Here is an 18,734-nt window from a genome sequence, read left to right on the forward strand (position 1 = left end):
TTGCATTGTTTGTCATGATGGCTGCTGTGATATCAATAGGCATGAAGCACGGCTACCCGGAAATATCCTGGTCAAGCTTGCAGCAGCTGCTGTTCTTTAACGGGGGAACCGAACTCGAGAGGGTGTCCGTTCTGGAGATCAGGCTTCCCCGAATCGTACTAGGATGCATGGCCGGAGCGATGCTGGGGTTATGCGGCGTTCTTCTGCAGGATGGACTTCGAAATTCATTAGCAGGTCCGGAGTTGTTAGGTGTTTCTTCGGGAGCTTCGTTTATGATGGCTCTCGTTACGGTTTTACATGTTCCCGTCTCCTATGGCATGCAGCCATGGTTTGCCCTTCTTGGAGGACTTATAGGCGGGGCTGTGGTTATCTTGGCAGCCGGGGGAAGAAATGGAGGCATACATATTATCCTTATCGGCGCTGCTGTCACTGCGATCATGAACGGATTGGTGGTATGGGTGATTACGATGGGGTCATCCAATAGTGCGAGCCTCTTGTTTACGTTCCTGATGGGGAATTTGGCGAACCGCAATTGGACTCATGTCGGTTATCTGTTGCCCTGGGCGCTCGTTACGATCCCCCTTTCCCTAAGCTTCGCCAGATCTTTGAACGTACTGCGCTTGGGGAGCGAGACGGCCGAAGGATTGGGAATTCATGTCATGCGGGTGCGTATTTATCTGCTCATCGTTTGCTGCGCGATGACGGCAGCGGTTGTATCCCAGTGCGGACCTATTGGCTATATTGCCTTAATCGCTCCTCACCTGATACGGAGCTTATCACAGCAATATGACGCAAAGTTCGTTCTTCCATTCTCGGCAATGCTCGGAGCCGTCCTGTTAACAACGGCCGATATTCTGGCACGAACCGTGTTTATGCCCAGGGAAGTGCCTGTCGGGCTTTGGACGACTCTAATCGGCGGACCTGTTATTATCGCATTGTTTTTGCGTAAGCTTGGGGGGCGGTCTTCAGAATGAACAAGCTGATCCGTAATCGCAATCCCTATGAGATGACATATAAGATCGGACTGATGGCAGCTTTGCTGCTTGTCCTGATTCTGTGTGTCATGCATATCGCATTTGGCAAAGTGGTGATTTCACCGCAGCATATTCTGCGTGCATTGGCGAACGTACATGAAGAGGCACATCATCGACAAATCATATGGCAGCTTCGACTCCCAAGGACTTTGATTGCGCTTGTAGCGGGCGCCATGCTGGGCCTGGCAGGAGCGATTCTTCAGTCCATAACCCGCAACCCGTTGGCAGAGCCGGGATTACTCGGCGTATCGGCAGGCTCGGTGTTGATGATCGTCATTTGGATCACATTTGCTGACGGTTTAGGGGATGCGACGAGGTATCTTCCTTTGGTTGCATGGACCGGCGGCATCGGCACCGTCCTTTTTGTTAACGCATTAAGTCTTGGTAAGGGAATGGATATCACCAGGCTTGCATTAGTCGGAATACTGACGGGCAGTGTATTGCAATCCTGCACGTCGTTAATCCTGCTCCGGCATACGGAAGCGGTCGGCAGCATCCTGTTATGGATGATCGGCTCCCTTAATGGCCGGGTATGGGTGCATTGGGATATGCTTTGGCCTTGGGCATTAGTCATCATCCCTCTCGGTCTTCTTAGCGCTGGAGCTGCGAATGCGTTGCAATTGGGGCAGTCTACGGCGGCTAGTCTGGGCGTGCCTGTTCGCCGAATGAGATGGATGATGCTGATCCTGGCGGCAGTGCTGACCGCCGGAGCGGTTGCAGCTGTTGGCGCGATCGGATTTATTGGCCTAATCGGCCCTCATATTGCAAGGAGGCTGGTAGGCCAAGATGCAAGAAGATTGTTCCCTTTCAGTACGGTTGTCACAGGCGTGCTGCTGCTCGGCGCCGATGTCATTGCCCAGGCCGTATCGTTTGAACTGCATGTATTCGGTTTAAGCTCGCAGGTTTCCCTTCCGGTAGGGGCAGTTACCGCCTTTATGGGGGCTCCTTTTTTTCTGTATCTCATTAAGCAAAAAAGAAAATCACATTAAATGTTTCAACGAACAAGGAGACAGAGACGAAGATGAAAGAAGATCAATCCCAAAAACCCTTGCTGGAAGCTCAGAACATAGAGCTGCGATATAACGACAAACCCATCCTCAAAGAGCTGTCTATGGATATCCTATCGGGGGGTGTGACCGCGCTCTTGGGCACCAACGGATCCGGCAAATCCACGCTGCTTAAAACCATGGCACGGCTGCTTATGCCGCAGAAAGGGTGTGTATATCTGGATGGGCATGCCATTGCAAAAGAATCTCCGAGAGCCTTGGCAAGGAAGATGGCGATACTCCCTCAGTCACCGGAGGTTCCGATGGCCATTACGGTCAGAGAGCTGGTAGAGCAGGGACGGTATCCTCATGTAGGTCCGCTGCGGATGTTGAAAAAGCAGGATCATGCTGCGATCGAAGAGGCGCTTGAGGTTACCGGAATGCAAGCTTTCGAGCAGCGGCCGCTGGATTCTCTCTCGGGGGGAGAAAGGCAGCGAGCGTGGATTGCCATGGCGATCGCGCAGTCGACCCCCGTGTTAATGCTGGATGAGCCCACGACATTTCTGGATGTTCGACATCAGTTGGAGATATTGGAGCTCGTTAGAAAGCTGAACCAGGAGAGAGGGACTACGATCATTGTGGTGCTTCATGATTTGAATCAGGCGGCGAGATACGCGGATCGCATGGTTGTTCTTAAGGACGGGCGGATTGTACGGGATGGTACGCCGGATCGAGTGCTGACTGAAGCTGTGCTGCAGGAAGTGTTCGGAATACACGCTACGGTGTTGAAGGATCCTGTGGCGGGAACGCCCATATTCCTGCCCCATTCCATCGTTCAACGTGAAGGATGAGGAATTGCTCAACGTTTACAAAATCAAGGGCTGGTAGACCAGGGATCCATGATCATCTTTGGTCTATTCGCTGTGGTTTTTTTGGAGCCAAGATGATTTGTGATCCTAACGAACTGCCGTATCGAAATATGGACGTTTGACATTTTGAATAAAAGCAATTATATTAGGGTTGTCATAAATCGTAATCATTACGAATAAGATGAATTAATCTATTTTAAGTCCAATATCAAGTCACAAGGAGAAGAATGCAATGACACAACAACAAATCCCCGTAACGGTACTCAGCGGGTATCTCGGCTCGGGAAAAACGACGGTATTAAATCACGTACTGAATAACCGGCAAGGCCTGAAGGTCGCTGTCATTGTAAATGACATGAGCGAGATTAACATTGATGCAGCACTGGTTAAGGGAGAGGCGTCCTTATCCCGTACGGAAGAGAAGCTGGTCGAGATGTCCAACGGATGCATATGCTGCACGCTGCGAGATGATTTAATGAAGGAAATCGAAAAACTCGCCATTGAGCAACGGTTTGATTACATTCTGATTGAATCCACAGGCATCAGCGAACCGATCCCGGTCGCTCAGACATTTACATATGCCGACGAAGAGACAGGGATCGATTTAACGAAATTGGCTAAGCTCGATTGTTTGGTCACCGTCGTGGACGCGAATCGATTCTGGCAGGATTTCGCATCCGGTCAGAGCCTTCTGGACCGCAATCAGGGCGCGGGAAGTGAAGATGATCGTGATGTCGTGGATTTGCTGATCGATCAGATTGAAACCTGCGATGTACTGCTGCTTAATAAATGTGATCTCGTGGATGAGGCGGAATTGAACAAGCTTGAAGCTGTCCTTCGGAAGCTGCAGCCGAGCGCCAAGATCATTCGTACCCGGCATGGGCAGGTCGATCCGTCGGAGATCTTGAATACGGGATTCTTTGATTTTGAACGTGTGAGTTTGTCAGCCGGATGGATCCAGGAATTGCAAAAAGAAACGCATGTGCCGGAGACCGAAGAGTATGGAATCAGCTCCTTCGTGTATCGCCGCAGAAGGCCCTTTCATCCATCCCGGTTGGCTGAATTCATGGGGGAATGGCCTGAACAGGTTGTTCGAGCCAAAGGGCTGGTGTGGTTGGCTGCAGATGGAGATGTTGCGGCAAGCTTAAGCCAAGCCGGCCCTTCGATTCAGTTTGGACCCGCCGGATATTGGGTTGCCGCGCTTCCTGAAGCCGAAAGAGAGGAGATTTTACGAACCGAGGAGGATGTACGGGTGAAATGGGACACCCATTGGGGAGACCGGCTAACCGAGTTGGTGATGATCGGGATCGACATGGATCGAGAGCATATTGAGGCTGCGTTGGATCAGTGTCTGCTTACCGATGAGGAAATGAGCTTGAATTGGGCGCGCTTTGAGAATCCATTGCCATGGATTGCATAACTGATTATATACACTGAAGGAGCAGCAGCCATTCATGAGTAAAAGTAATGCGAGCCAGCGTCTTCCCCGTGCGAAGGGAATTGACATGGCAAACCTATACTCACCCAAAGAATGTGCCAGAAAGGCAAAGCATCTCATTTTGTCAGAAGTCAATCAAAGAATTGTGAAAGAATTTATTGAAATTTTAGGAATGAGGGAGGAGTTTGAACAGCATGGCGTGCCGGTTCCAAACAAAATTGTCATGTACGGACCTCCCGGAACAGGAAAGACGTTAACGGCTTTTTACATGGCTAAGGTACTTGAGCTTCCACTTGTTTTGGTTCGTTTGGATGCGATCATCCACAGTCATTTGGGGGAGACCGGAAGCAATATCCGTAAGATATTCGATTATGCCAGCGCGTTCCCGTGTGTCCTGTTTCTGGACGAATTCGATGCCATAGCCCGGACTCGAGATAACAACGATGAAGTCAAGGAGATGGCGCGTGCTGTAAACACGTTGCTCCAATGCTTGGATGATTTTGGAGACCGGAGCATTATAATGGCGGCCACCAATTTGGAAAAGGATCTGGATCAGGCTATATGGCGCCGGTTCGATACGAAGTTAATCTATACCGTACCTGGGCAGGAGCAAAGGAAGTTATACATTGAAATTCTCATTGGCGAATTGGAATGTGATCCGTCAATTTTCACTGAAATTTGCCGGCAGCTTGCAAAGTGCAGCTTTGCTGATATCGAGCAGATCGTGCTAAAAGCAAAACGTAAAGCGATTATTGAGCGAATGCCTCTTCAGATGAAGCATATGATGAACGCTATTGAAGAGTATAAACCAATAATTGTCGCTGCTTATTAATAGAAGCCATCATCCGATTGGGACTTGACAAAGGATACACATAGAGATTAGCATTATTAATCGTAAACATTACTAATAAGGAGGATGCAAAATATGAGAGTCATCGTTACCCTGGCATGCACCGAAACAGGAGATCGCAATTACACGACAACCAAAAATAAGAAAAATCATCCTGAGCGTTTGGAAATGCGCAAGTATTGCCCTAGGTTGAAAAGATATACGCTGCATCGCGAGACACGTTAATATAAGCAGTGTTATTAATCGTAATTATTACGCAAGACAGTGTTGAATGTTCTGTCATTAGGAAGGAAGAGGTTGAAATGATTTTGTCCTCCATGCGCGACGTCGTGTTTGGATACGGAGATCGAACCGTCATCCAGAACTTGTCACTGGATATCCATACCGGGCAATTTATCGCGATTTCAGGTCCCAATGGTGCAGCGAAATCAACCCTGCTGAAATTGATGCTGGGCTTGATCAAGCCTTGGAGCGGAACGGTTGAGATGAATCGTGTATCGGAGGACGGATCACCGATAACGGTCGGTTATGTTCCCCAGCTTGTGGCTTCGTTTAACGCCGGTTTCCCCAGCAAGGTCATCGAACTTGTTCGTTCAGGCCGTTATCATCGTCTCGGGTTGTTCAAACGGTTTGCAGCCAGCGATCATGAGGTCGTCAGGCAAAGCCTGATGGAAGTGGGAATGTGGGAATATCGCAACCATAAGATTGGTGAATTGTCAGGGGGACAGAAGCAGAGGGTTTGTATTGCCAGAGCATTGGCCCAGGAGCCGGAGGCGCTGATCCTTGATGAGCCAACAACCGGGATGGATGAAGCAAGCCGTAAAGAGTTATACGAGCTGCTGGATCGATATGTGAAACAAAAAGGAAAAACGGTGATCATGGTTACCCATGCATTGGAGGAAATCGATCCTTTCCTGGACCGGGTCGTCCATCTGGAACGAAAGGAGGATACGGGATGGCGATGCTCGGTTACGAATTCATGCAGCGTGCGTTTTGGGCAGGAGGCCTGATTGGTGTTATCGCTCCGATCTTAGGCGTATATTTAATGCTTCGACGGCAGGTGCTTATGGCTGACACCCTCTCCCATGTATCGCTGGCAGGGGTGGCATTAGGATCGTTCCTGCATCTCAATCCGACGATAAGCGGATTTGTGATCGCCATTATCGGAGCTCTTGTCATTGAACAGCTTCGAAGGGTATACCGAACCTACACCGAGGTGCCGGTAGCCATTATCATGACGTCCGGACTGGCAGTGGCCGTCGTCCTGATGAGTTTGAATCCGCATTTGAATAAAAGCTTCAGTTCCTACCTTTTTGGATCCATCGTTGCGGTCAGTGATACCCAACTCGCTTTGATTGCCATCGTAGCCGCATTAGGGCTGGTGTTTTTTGTTGCCTTACGCCGGCCCCTTTATAACTTCGCCTTTGATGAGGAGACTGCTGCAATCTCAGGAACTCGGGTTTCGCTTCTTTCGTTTTCATTCGCCGTGTTTACGGGCATGACGGTCGCTGCCTCCATGCCGATCGTTGGCGTATTGCTAGTATCGGCGCTTATTGTGCTTCCAGCCTCGATCGCGCTCCGGATTGCTCCCGGATTTTTAGCTGCCATGGGCGTAGCCGTCCTTACAGGATGGGTTGGCGTTTTCTCGGGACTAACCGCCTCCTACTATTTGAATTCGCCGCCCGGTGGCACCATTGCTCTCATTTTGGTAGGGTTCTTGCTCATAGCTGTATCCATTCAGAAGCTGCTGCAATTGCGAAATCGAAGAGCTGTACAAATAAACAAACCGAAAGTAAGAGGAGTTATTAATCATGATTAAGAGTTATAAACGAATCCTTGCCGCTTTTTCGTTATCCGCAGCATTGGCTGTCGCGGGCTGCGGCTCTACCAAGCCAAGTGAATCGGGTGGAAGCATGAATACAACAAATAGCCAAGTAACAGATACATCATCAGCAGCAAAATTAAAGATTAAAACAAGCTTCTATCCGATGCATGAATTTACACGCCAAGTTGCCGGCGATTTGGCGGATGTTGAGAATTTGGTACCGGCAGGGGTTGAACCGCATGACTGGGAACCTACGCCGCAGGATATGGCAGGCATTGCTGATGCTGACGTGATTGTGTATAACGGTGCAGGTATGGAGAGTTGGATCGATCAGGTACTGGATAGCGTCAAAGATCGTGATCTGAAGGTAATTGAGGCAAGTCAAGGATTAGAGATCATGGAAGGCGAAGGGCATTCCCATGCACACGACCATGGTACAGAGGGCGAACACAGCCACGAGGATGAACATGCACACGACCATGGTACAGAGGGCGAACACAGCCACGAGGATGAACATGCACACGACCATGGCACAGAGGGCGAACACAGCCACGAAGATGAACATGCCCATGACCATGGCGGAGAAGGTGAACATAGCCACGAAGATGAGCATGCGCATGACCATGGCGCAGAAGGTGAACATAGCCACGAAGATGAACATGCCCATGACCATGGCGCAGAAGGCGGGCATCATCATGATCACGGCGGTCTTGATCCCCATGTGTGGCTTTCGCCTGCTCTTGCTATTCAGCAAGTGCGTAATATTGAACAAGGCTTGGCTGAAGCAGATCCTGAGCATAAGGATGCCTACAAAGCGAATGCAGATGCCTACGTAAGCAAGCTGGAGGCGTTGGATCAGGAGTTTAAAGAAGGCTTGAAGGATTCCAAGAGAAAAGACTTCATCACCCAGCATGCTGCGTTCGGTTACTTGGCCAAAGAATACGGTTTAACCCAGGTACCGATAGCAGGCCTGTCCCCTGATCAGGAGCCATCGGCATCGCAAATGGCCAAGATTATTGAATTTGCCAAGGATAATAACGTAAAAACCATTTTCTTTGAAACGCTTGTCGCTTCAAACGTGGCAGAAACGATTGCCGCTGAAATCGGAGCAACCACCGCTGTATTGAATCCGATTGAAGGGTTGACGGAAGAGGATATTTCCAAACAGCTTGATTATATTGCGATCATGCGCCAAAATCTCCAAGCGCTGCAGGCTGCTTTAAATGAATAGATTTTAGAAGAAAGGAGGGTTATTGAAGATGGCAAAGAAATCCAAGGTTATTAAAGAACAAAAAAGACAACAGGTCGTGGCCAAATTTGCTGAAAAACGCAGAGAGCTAAAAGAAAAAGGGGACTATGAGGGACTGCAGAAGCTTCCTCGTGACTCCTCCCCGACACGACTTCATAATCGCTGCGCGGTGACCGGCAGACCCCGAGGCTATATTAGCAAGTTTGGGGTATCGCGAATCGTGTTTCGCGAGCTGGCCCACAAAGGACAAATTCCAGGCGTCAAGAAGTCCAGCTGGTAAGACGCGTGTTGGGGTAAAGGTAGAGGGCGAGGGTAACGCCTCTCATTGATTGGCATTCGTTGATTTTATGACAGTAGCAGGCAGGTGATCAGGTTGAATCCTGGCATGCAGCTCGATAAATTGATTGATTATCTGGTTGAGCATGGCGTGCGAATTACAACGCAGCGTAGATTCCTCGTTGAGCTGATTTTGGGATTAAACCGTCCTTTCTCAGCCATGGAGATATACCAAGCAATGGAGAAAATCTTTCATGGAATGAGTTACGGGACGGTATACCGCAATCTTGAGCTTTTCAGACAATTGCGGATTGTTGAGATTTTCTTACTGGATAATGAATTGCGGTATCGCATAATCGATCACGTTCAGCCGCAGCTTCATTTTATATGCATGGATTGTAAACAAGCCATTCCGATGAGCTTTGATCCGGAGCGGATGGAGTTGCCCAAGCTTCAGCAGTTTCGATCCCTTAAATACAAAATCGATGTTTTCGGATACTGTACGGATTGTGAAAGTTCATTAGAAACGCATGCTCTTATTAAACCGGATGGAATGACTGAAGCAGACATCATGGCTGACTGGGAGGACCGATATGGCGGAAAGGGTTAGGTTCGTCGATCAAGAAGTAGAACGAGTGATAAGCACGCATAGCAGAGATCAATGGCACCGCCGAGAGATGGAATTGGGGAAATGGGCGAAGCTGACCAAGCAGCGAAGGCGAGATAAGCAGACAGTCTGGTTAGGTAACGCAGAACTTGACGCAGAGCTTCTTCCCGCGTATATGTATTTCAAACGTGCAGGGATACAGACAGAGTATTCCTGCGCTGGAGTCAGCCCTTTGGATGAGCCGGAAGATCACTCGCTCTATGCGTATATCACCTTCATCTCCTCGGAGCAGGCAAAGTCATTTGTCGAGTTTGCGATGGAGCGAATGAGACACCGATTGCTTGTTACTTACGAGCCATCCAGGAACCGCTACGATCTGTCCTCCTTTTTTATTGGGCACAATCGGAGATTCTGTACCTTAATGAATCATTATGCCAAAGAATTCTGCATCAATACGATAAGATGATAAGCTCCGCTTATAATCGTAAAAATTACATTCTACATAGAATGACGTTAGTAGCTGGTAGATCAAAGGATTTAGTCATAGGGGGAGAGCGAGTCCATGTCTTTGCAATTAAGCAAGAAAAAAACACATCACATCCTGACGATCTGTATTATCGCAGTCTTTGCACTTGTCTCGTCAGCGTGCAGTGGAAATTCTGGCAGCCAGGAAACAAAGGCACGTGATCAGGAAGAACTCGGGGCGGCAAAACAAACCGACCTCACTGCGGTCAAGGAGCCTTATATTACATTCCAAGATGCGACGAATCGTACGATTACGCTTGAACAGCGACCCGAACGAATCGTTGTGCTGACACCTGAATTCCTCGAGCTGCTGTACGCTGTTGGAGGCCATGCGGTAGGTAGGATGGAAGCCATGGGTGTTTCGATCCCTGAAGAAGCGGAAGAGGTAGCGTCTGTCGGGACCGTGAGTCAGATTAGCTTGGAGCAGGTGGTAGCTTTAAAACCGGATTTGGTTATCGGACAAGCACGTTTTCATAAAGAGCTTGTGCAGTCGCTGGAGAGCAGTGGCATTGACGTGGCGTTAATGATCATGTCCAGCTACGAGGATATGAAGTCAAAGGCTGAATGGATGGCGAAGATTGCCGGGACGGGAGAACAGCTGCCGGAAAAGCTGCAAGCATTAGATGACCGGGTGAATGAAATTCTGCAGCAATTGCCGGGAGAGCATCGTACCTTTATCAATCTAAACGTCACCCCAGGTGGAATTTCCATTCAGAAGGACGGAACAACAGGACTGGAGATAGCTAAAATGCTTGGCCTGAGGAACGTGGCAGAAACTCTAGCATCATCGCCTGACAGTCCAACCACGTCCCCTTACAGCATGGAGACGCTTGCGAAGCAGAATCCGGAATATATCTTTATGATCATCCACGGACAAAAGGCAGTGGGAGATAAGAAAATTAAGGAGGAACTCGAGAGCAATCCTGCCTGGGCTTCTATTGGGGCTGTCAAAGAACAGCGAGTGATTGTCGTACCATCCGATTTATTCCTCACGAATCCAGGCCTTCACTATGATGAATCGCTGAAGTATTTAGCCGAGCTGGTGTATCCGGAGATTTTCGGTGATGCCGAATAAATCCATTCGTTCTGTGTCCGTGATCATCATATTCATGGCTTTAGCGATAGCAGCTTCCATTTTTAGCATGGCTACCGGCGCAGTAATGGTTCCGCTTCAAGATATTGCTGCGACCCTATTACAACATGATCTGCCTGGAGTGAACCGGGACATTATCTGGAATATCCGACTGCCTCGGACGCTTGTTGCGATGCTTGTTGGAGCGAACCTTGCCGTTTCAGGAGCTCTGCTGCAAGGAATTATGCGAAATCCGCTGGCAGATCCCCATATAATTGGGGTCTCTAGCGGGGCCGGGCTGTTCGGGATTTTCCTGCTTGTCGTTATGCCGCAGTATGATTTTCTGTTGACGCCTGCCGCATTCATCGGAGCGACGCTTGCCGCATTCATCATTTATCTGCTGTCATGGAAAGACGGAATAAATCCGCTCAGAATTGTCCTTGCAGGTGTAGCAGTCTCCGCCTTTTTGGGATCTGGGATATCTGCAATGCTCACCTTTTACAGCGACAGGGTTCAAGGGGCTTTGCTCTTCATGGTAGGCGGGCTTGCAGCTAAAAGCTGGCCTGACCTAACAACCATCCTCCCTTACTCTTTGATCGGTCTAGCTCTTTCGATGCTCTTCTCCAAGCAAATGAACATTATGTTGCTCGGAGATGCCACGGCTCGGAGCTTAGGGATACGGGTGGAATTTTCCCGACTATGGATAACTGCGGTCGCAACGCTGCTTGCAGCCAGTGCGGTCAGCATTGCAGGCCTTCTGGGATTCGTCGGGCTGATCATACCGCATGTCGCCCGGCTGCTTGTCGGAGGGGATTACCGGTTTCTGATTCCTTCCGCAGCGCTGTTAGGCGCGGCCGTGCTGACGATTTGCGACACGCTGGCAAGAATCATGTTCTCCCCGATAGAGCTGCCGGTCGGAATCATCATGGGTGTACTGGGAGCGCCCTTTTTCCTGTACCTGTTAAGGAGGAGAAAGGCATGAATCAGATCGAGACACGGGATCTTTCGTTAACGTATCCCGACCCGAGTAACGGGATTAATGAAGCATAAGGAGTTGTGATGTTTGAAAGACGTAGAGCAGCAATATCCATTTACAGCTATTGTAGGTCAATCGAGAATGAAACTGGCGCTCATTCTGAACGTCGTAAATCCGAAGCTTGGGGGTGTTTTGATCCGAGGCGAGAAAGGAACGGCAAAATCTACAGCTGTACGGGCATTGGCTGGGCTCATGCCTGATCTAAAAGTCATTAACTTGCCTGTAAGTGCAACGGAAGACCGCGTCGTTGGTGCTCTCGATATCGAGCACGCGATCAAGACAGGAGAGAAGAAATTCGAACCGGGTCTGCTGGCCGCGGCACATGGTCATATTCTATATATCGACGAAATTAATCTGTTGGACGATCATATTGTCGATGTATTGCTGGATGCGGCTGCAATGGGAGTCAACACGGTAGAGCGAGAAGGGATTTCCTATTCTCATCCGTCGCGATTTCTGTTGGTAGGAACGATGAACCCGGAAGAAGGTGACCTGCGGCCGCAGCTACTGGACCGTTTCGCTCTGTCGGTCGAGATCGGCGGAGAGAAGGATGTTCGCGAGCGCGCGCTTGTCATCCGCAGACGTATGGATTTTGAGTGTGACCCTGCATCATTTTCAGCGCATTATAAGGCCGAACAGGAGCGACTTCTACATCAGATCCTACAGGCAAGGGAGCGATTGGGTCAGATCGAGGTTTCGGATGACATGCTGGAGCTGGCTGCAGCAATCGGAATAGAGTTGGAAGTTGAGGGACATCGATCCGACATTACCCTGATCAAAACAGCGCTCACCCTCGCGGCCTGGCGGGGCCAAGACTCAGTTAGCCATGAACATATGCAGGAAGCCGCATACCTGGTCTTGCCTCATCGGATGAGACGGCAGCCGTTTGAAGAGTCCGGCGGTATTGAACAGCGATTGTATGCGCTACTGGGTTCTAAAGCAATGGTACAGGCATGATGAAGGTGGGGGAAATGGAGCAGCTGTCAGAATTTCCATTCAGCGGCATCGTTGGACAAGAGATAGCGAAACGGGCGCTACTGCTATATGCTGTGAATCCTGCAATTGGCGGTGTTCTTATTAATGGTTCTAGAGGATCAGGTAAAAGTCAGCTGCTGCATGCAGCTTCTTTACTGATCCCTGACCGTCTGAAAATATCCATACCTGTCAACATCACAGCGGATCGGCTTCTCGGCTCATTCGATATGACCGCGGCCATCGACCGCGGCAGGCTCGTGCGTTCCCCGGGATTGCTGGAAACTGCCGATGGTCAACTGCTGCTGGCCGATCATATGAATCTCGTACCCGAAGCGCTCATCAGAGAGATTGTCTATACATGCTCAAGCGGCTGGGTTCATCTGCAGCGGGAGGGGATGTCAAAAATTCGCAGAAGCCGATTTATGCTGCTTGCGGCGATGGATTCGGGTGATGGCGTTCCTTCGCCTTCACTGCTGGATCATTTTGGATTCTGTGTAACATTGGCGGAATTGGCAGATCCCAAGGATCGAGCCGAGATTATACGCCGAAGATTACTTTTCGAGCAGGACCCCGATGCTTTCCGTAACCGGTGTCAGCGCCAGGAGGATGCACTCCGGTTGCAAATCCAGGCGGCCGGTCAATTGATTCCTTACATGGAGGTAACCGCTGAAATGATTCAGCTGGCATCCTCAATCGCAGTTGAAGCGGGGATCGCAAGCGCCCGTGCCGAGCTCTCTCTTGTTGAAGGGGCTAAAGCGGCAGCCGCCTGGGATGGGCGTACCAAAGTAACCAAGGAGGATATCCGAAAGATCGCCGAGTATGTTTTACCTCATCGAATGCGGGAAGCAGTCGAGAAAACCCACGCCTCCTGCGGTCCTCCGCTTGAACCGGATGCAGGCGTGCAGACGAATCCGTTAGCCGATCGAACGAATTTTTCCCACGCCCCTGCACAGCATTGCGATCATGGGGATGAGAGGACAAATCCGAATGAAACGGGAGGCGCCTTCAATCAAGGCAGGACAGAAATGCCGGGTGAGGAGGAGCCTAACGACTCTCAGAGCGTATTCAATGATCGAATGGATGAACAGGTGCTGTTTCCTGACGAGACGTATCGAATCGAGCCTTTGAAGTGGAACATGAAGCGAAAGCTAGAATATGAGGGCTCGGGAAAACGGTATGAGTCGCGTACGCTCCAGAAGAGAGGCAGATCGGTAGGGGCTGTATACCCGAACAGGAAGCAGCGAACCGATGTGGCTTTTGATGCTACGATCCGCGCAGCGGCTCCCTATCAATTGATCCGTACGAAAAAGGACGGTGTCGCGTTTGCCATTGAACTCGATGATTTGCGTCTGAAGAAAAGAGAGAATCGCGTTGGGTCTACGCTACTGTTTGTGGTTGATGCCAGCGGTTCGATGCTGGCCCGAAAGCGCATGGCGGCGGTCAAAGGAGGCATCCTTTCTCTGCTCCGGGATTCTTATGTTAAGCGGGACCGAATTGGCATGATCGCGTTCAGAAGGGAAGAGGCTGAGTTGGTGCTTCCGGTTACACGCAGCATTGATACAGCGTCCAAGCATCTCCGCGATATCCCGACCGGAGGAAGGACGCCTCTGGCAGCCGGAATTCACCTGGCTTATAAGGTGCTTCAAGCGGAGAAAAGAAGAAATCACGATACGATACCGACGTTGATATTCGTTACGGATGGTCGAGCAAACCAAAGTCCCTCAGGCTTATCGGCCCATTCGGATATTTGGAATGAATGCCTGGAGGCCGCAAGCCGGATCCGGCTTGCAGGAATCTCTAGTCTAGTCATAGATACGGAGCAGGGCTTTGTCAAATTCGGACGTTCCAAAGAATTGGCTGAAGCGTTGGGAGCCGAGTATAGAGTGCTCGAGCACTTGAACGAAGCTGGATTTGCTGACGCGGTTCGAATCAATATTGGGTGGGTTAGATAGATAACCCGAATTGAGCATGATTCTATCGTCCTTGGATAGGAGGAGGAAAACAGAATGAAGATCACCGTCTTAACGACATCCCATGCGGCCATGAAGGATTTAGCGTTCATATATAAGAAGAAGTGGGATGCATCCTTGCGCAGACGCATTTCATTATCTGTATTTAATATAGAAGGAACCTTGTCAGAGGAACAGTGGAGCTGGGTCGAGACAGCCGTAAAGCAAGCTGATTTTATCATCCACGATCCGCACGGCAGCCCTGCCCGGACCATTTCCCGTATTCATGATCTTTGTATTGGACTTGAAGCGGAGCAAGTGATAGTTGGAGGCGAGGGGGAGAGGCTTAAGGATATATACAGGCTGGGTTCCTTGCGCTATCACGATCTTGCCGGCGCCGGCCATCGTGGTCATCCGTCCGCAACCTCAAGAGGACATTCGTCCACATCCTCAATATCAACCGAACAGCAAGATAACCTTAGGCATCACCGGACCTTGGTCGCTTATTGGAGAAATGCGGGGATTCCTAATTTGCACCATATGCTTGGCTACATTGCCACCTGCTTCGGAAAAGAAACGGATTGGCCGCCGGTCGAGCCACCCTTTGCCCTGAAGTCGCTGAGCATCTATGATCCCTCCGACTCGCAGTCATTTGAATCCGTGGAGGCCTATTGGGCGTCCATGCCGGCCCGAGAGGATTATCCAACAGTTGCCATACTCTTTATGGGTCACAGCTACCCTCTCCACACTGGAGATATCGTCAGCAGCTTGATGCAGAGCATTCGAGCGTTTGCAAATGTTCTACCTGTCGTATTCACTTCCTTGACGGAGATTGAACCGAATCGGCTGCGGGCCTTGCTGATGCATGGGGGCGTTCATGGAGGCAAGGTGGAATTGATCGTAAACTTTGTTCCGTTCCGCCTAGGTGCCGGACCTGCCGGAGGCAAGAGCGATGAAATCCTGGCTTTGCTAAAAGAAGTGGACGCGCCGATGTTCCATCCGTTCTTCCTGACGCGCCGGGAACGGCAGGAGTGGGAAAGCTCCAGACAAGGCTTGACGCCTTCCGAATTTCTGGTTCAAATGATGCTGCCCGAGCTCGACGGGAGCATCGAGACGCATCCGGTTGCCGCATTATCCAGCCTTGGTTATGACGAGGACATGCGGTTTGATGCCAAAGAACTCCGCATGATCGAAGATCGAGCGCAGCGGGTGGTCGGCCGGGTAAAGCGATACCTGAATCTGCAATCCAAGAAGCCATCCGAGAAGCGAGTCGCCATTATCGGCTATAACTACCCTCCAGGGGAAGGACATCTGTTCCAGGCCTCCTTTCTGGATACCTTCGAATCAATATCCCGCATCCTCACGGCGATGAAGGAGCATGGTTATGACACTGAGACGTACTCTGGATTCGAATTGAAAGAGCGTTTCATACAGGAGGGAATCCTAAATTCCGCAGTGTGGACCAACGACCATTGGCCCGATCATCTTCCGACTTATAAAAATACATCGTATGAGCAGAGTAATCAGGTCTTGAACAAGCGGAAGAAGGAGCTTGTTCAGCAATGGGGCGAAGCGCCAGGCGACATCATGACGACCGAGGACGGCGATTTCAAAATTCCAGGCCTTCGGTTCGGCAACTTGTTCATCGGTATCCAGCCTAGCAGGGGCATACATGAGCATCCGGAGGCTGCTTACCATGATAAAGGTCTCCTTCCGCACCATCAGTATTTGGCATTCTACCAATACCTTAGAGACGAGTTCAAGGCTGATGCGATCTTGCATGTGGGAACCCATGGTACGCTTGAATTTTTGGAAGGCAAAGAAAGCGGCATGTCGGGGGATTGTTTACCTGATGCACTGATTCAGGATATTCCGCATTTTTACGCGTACTATGTCGGCAACCCCTCCGAAGCCATGATTGCGAAGCGAAGATCCCATGCTACCTTGATTGGCTACCAATCCCCTCCATTCACGGCATCCGGGTTGTATGGAGAATACGCCGGCCTTGAAGCATCGCTGCATCAGTATCGGGAAGCGGAACAGCTGAATCCTGCACGACTTCCTGATCTGTGGGAGATGTTGCAGGATCAGGCAGCTGCGCTTTTTCTTGAAGCTTCAAGCCTGGAATCGCTGGAATCCGAGCTGTACCGAATCCGAAGATCGATGATTCCTGATGGCCTGCATATCTTGGGAGAGGGGTATACGCATGAGCAGGCGGCGAAGCATATGAGCATGATTCTTGGCCATGAACGGGGGACGCATGGATCGCTGCAGAGATTATATGCACGTTCGTTGGGCTGGGATTATGATGAGCTGCTGGAAGTCCAGGATATCGGCAGGCTGCAAACGCTGGATGAGTACGTGGAGAATGCTGTGTCAACCTTTGTTCAAACCCGGGAAGTTCCTGAACCTCCGCAAGGATCAGCCGATCAGCAATCACATTGGCAGGATATTTGGGAGCTTGGCCTAAACGCTTATCAGTCTACGAAGGCGGATTTGGAGCTTAAAAATTTGCTTCGGGCGCTGGAGGGTAAATATTTGCCAGTCAGCCTAGCAGGCGACTGCATTCGGAATCCGGAGGTGCTGCCGTCCGGAAACAATCTGGTACAGTTCGACCCAAGATCCATACCTAGCCGTGCAGCCGTTGCGAGTGGTTGGAGGATTGCGGAGAACACCTTGAATTTGTATGATGCAGCGCACAAGTCATATCCGGAAACAACCGCGCTTGTTATGTGGGGATTGGAAACGTCCCGGACACAGGGGGAGACGCTGGGGCAGATTCTGGCTTATATTGGCGTTAGAGTTAAGGACCAGGATCACCATAAGCATGTGGAATATGAAATTATTCCGCTATCAGAGCTGAAGAGGCCGCGACTGAATGTCCTGGTCCATATCTGTGGATATTTCCGCGACATGTTTCCGGAACAGCTATCAACGCTTCACCGTCTCTTTAAAGAAATTTCTGAGCTGGATGAGCCGTTTAATCAAAATTGGTTCAAAAAGCATTCGGAGAGGTTGTATCAACAGTTACGCAGCGCCGGAGCAGAGCATGAAGAGGCTTGGGACTTGGCATGCGCCCGTATATACGGGCCTGCCGAAGGGGAGTATGGAACCTCGGTCACAAAGCTGATCGAGACCAAGCAGTGGGAAGAAGAAGACCAATTGGGCGCAGCCTTCATGAACAGCCTGAAGCATGTGTACAGCTCCGATTACAGGGGCAAGGATATGTACGATTTGTATACGGCGAACCTGGCTGCCGTTGATATCGTTTCACAGATTCGGAGCAACCATGAACATGAAATTACCGATCTGGATCATTATTATGAGTTTTTTGGGGGGCTGGCTAAATCGGTAGAGATTGCTAGAGGCGGCAAGGCGGAAATATATATTAGCGATACCACGCGGGAGCATATTTTAACCGAAGAAGCAAGAAAGTCCGTCCATCGTGGAGTACGTACCCGTCTGCTCAATCCCAAATGGATAGAGGGTTTGTTAAAGCATGATTACCATGGAGCCCAGAAAGTAGCAGACCGATTAGAGAACTTGTTGGGGCTTGCGGCGACAACCAACCAAGTAGACTCCTGGATATTCTCAGCGGTTCATCAGGAATATGTGGTCAACGAACAACGCAGCAAGCAAATGCGTGACAATAATCGTTGGGCTTACCTTGGTATGCTGGAAACGCTCCTTGAGAGTCATCAACGGGATTATTGGGACGCCACAGAAAATGAGTTGGGGCTGCTGAGGGAACGTTTTTTGGAGCTTGAAGGGGAGCTTGAAGGTCGTCATGATTAAGAAGACGGACTGATTACACTATATATATTGTTTATATCGATTACCTCCAGGAGACCGTAATGTCTGCTTGGAGGTTTTTTTAATGTCAGCGCGTATTGGGGGATTCGATGTGTTGACAGATTATAAAATTGCAAGTAGACTATCCTTAAATGTAATAATTACGATTAACTGAGTGAGGCTCGGTTTTTATTACGATCACTAATCGTAATAATTACAATTAACATCGGTTGACGTAAGGGAGGGAGATT

General features: G+C 50.0%; 17 protein-coding genes. All 17 read left to right on the top strand.

Going from position 1 to position 18,734, the window contains the following annotated elements:
* Window positions 1-17: 17 nt before the first annotated feature.
* Window positions 18-974, top strand: coding sequence for a FecCD family ABC transporter permease (locus BBD41_RS23365; RefSeq protein ID WP_237087121.1), 957 nt, complete (start codon window positions 18-20; stop codon window positions 972-974).
* The gene (locus BBD41_RS23370; protein ID WP_077567370.1) at window positions 971-2,023 is read left to right on the top strand and encodes a FecCD family ABC transporter permease; all 1,053 of its coding nucleotides are present in this window, start codon (window positions 971-973) and stop codon (window positions 2,021-2,023) included. The genes BBD41_RS23365 and BBD41_RS23370 overlap by 4 nt, the downstream gene beginning before the upstream one ends.
* Before the next feature lie 32 nt (window positions 2,024-2,055).
* Window positions 2,056-2,871: an ABC transporter ATP-binding protein gene (locus BBD41_RS23375; protein ID WP_077567369.1), complete on the top strand. Its 816-nt coding sequence runs from the start codon at window positions 2,056-2,058 to the stop codon at window positions 2,869-2,871.
* Between the two features lie 250 nt (window positions 2,872-3,121).
* Window positions 3,122-4,309: a GTP-binding protein gene (locus BBD41_RS23380; RefSeq protein WP_077567368.1), complete on the top strand. Its 1,188-nt coding sequence runs from the start codon at window positions 3,122-3,124 to the stop codon at window positions 4,307-4,309.
* Window positions 4,310-4,343: 34 nt separating this feature from the next.
* Entirely contained in the window at window positions 4,344-5,159 is an 816-nt protein-coding gene (locus tag BBD41_RS23385) for an AAA family ATPase (protein ID WP_099478884.1), read from the top strand.
* Between the two features lie 93 nt (window positions 5,160-5,252).
* Window positions 5,253-5,402: a 50S ribosomal protein L33 gene (gene rpmG, locus BBD41_RS23390; RefSeq protein WP_007127873.1), complete on the top strand. Its 150-nt coding sequence runs from the start codon at window positions 5,253-5,255 to the stop codon at window positions 5,400-5,402.
* Window positions 5,403-5,479: 77 nt separating this feature from the next.
* A complete protein-coding gene (locus BBD41_RS23395) occupies window positions 5,480-6,187 on the top strand; it encodes a metal ABC transporter ATP-binding protein (protein ID WP_099478885.1) in 708 nt (235 codons plus the stop codon).
* Entirely contained in the window at window positions 6,133-6,996 is an 864-nt protein-coding gene (locus BBD41_RS23400; RefSeq protein ID WP_099478887.1) for a metal ABC transporter permease, read from the top strand. The genes BBD41_RS23395 and BBD41_RS23400 overlap by 55 nt, the downstream gene beginning before the upstream one ends.
* Window positions 6,989-8,233, top strand: coding sequence for a metal ABC transporter solute-binding protein, Zn/Mn family (locus BBD41_RS23405; protein WP_099478890.1), 1,245 nt, complete (start codon window positions 6,989-6,991; stop codon window positions 8,231-8,233). Before BBD41_RS23400 ends, BBD41_RS23405 begins: the two co-directional genes overlap by 8 nt.
* A 28-nt stretch (window positions 8,234-8,261) precedes the next feature.
* The gene (gene rpsN / locus BBD41_RS23410) at window positions 8,262-8,531 is read left to right on the top strand and encodes a 30S ribosomal protein S14 (protein WP_099478892.1); all 270 of its coding nucleotides are present in this window, start codon (window positions 8,262-8,264) and stop codon (window positions 8,529-8,531) included.
* A gap of 105 nt (window positions 8,532-8,636) precedes the next feature.
* Window positions 8,637-9,137: a Fur family transcriptional regulator gene (locus tag BBD41_RS23415; protein ID WP_099478893.1), complete on the top strand. Its 501-nt coding sequence runs from the start codon at window positions 8,637-8,639 to the stop codon at window positions 9,135-9,137.
* Window positions 9,121-9,600: a hypothetical protein gene (locus BBD41_RS23420; RefSeq protein ID WP_099478895.1), complete on the top strand. Its 480-nt coding sequence runs from the start codon at window positions 9,121-9,123 to the stop codon at window positions 9,598-9,600. The genes BBD41_RS23415 and BBD41_RS23420 overlap by 17 nt, the downstream gene beginning before the upstream one ends.
* Window positions 9,601-9,696: 96 nt before the next feature.
* Complete coding sequence (locus BBD41_RS23425; protein WP_099478897.1) at window positions 9,697-10,734, top strand: ABC transporter substrate-binding protein; 1,038 nt, start codon at window positions 9,697-9,699, stop codon at window positions 10,732-10,734.
* A complete protein-coding gene (locus BBD41_RS23430; RefSeq protein WP_099478899.1) occupies window positions 10,724-11,713 on the top strand; it encodes a FecCD family ABC transporter permease in 990 nt (329 codons plus the stop codon). The genes BBD41_RS23425 and BBD41_RS23430 overlap by 11 nt, the downstream gene beginning before the upstream one ends.
* Before the next feature lie 81 nt (window positions 11,714-11,794).
* Window positions 11,795-12,724, top strand: a complete 930-nt coding sequence (locus BBD41_RS23435; RefSeq protein ID WP_206098260.1) for a magnesium chelatase ATPase subunit I — start codon at window positions 11,795-11,797, stop codon at window positions 12,722-12,724.
* 14 nt (window positions 12,725-12,738) lie between these two features.
* On the top strand, window positions 12,739-14,694 hold the full coding sequence (locus BBD41_RS23440) for a VWA domain-containing protein (RefSeq protein ID WP_237086883.1): 1,956 nt from the start codon (window positions 12,739-12,741) through the stop codon (window positions 14,692-14,694).
* A 54-nt stretch (window positions 14,695-14,748) separates the two neighbouring features.
* On the top strand, window positions 14,749-18,486 hold the full coding sequence (locus BBD41_RS23445) for a cobaltochelatase subunit CobN (RefSeq protein ID WP_099478903.1): 3,738 nt from the start codon (window positions 14,749-14,751) through the stop codon (window positions 18,484-18,486).
* The last annotated feature ends 248 nt before the right edge of the window (window positions 18,487-18,734 follow it).

Source organism: Paenibacillus ihbetae (assembly GCF_002741055.1).
GTDB lineage: Bacteria > Bacillota > Bacilli > Paenibacillales > Paenibacillaceae > Paenibacillus_AQ > Paenibacillus_AQ ihbetae.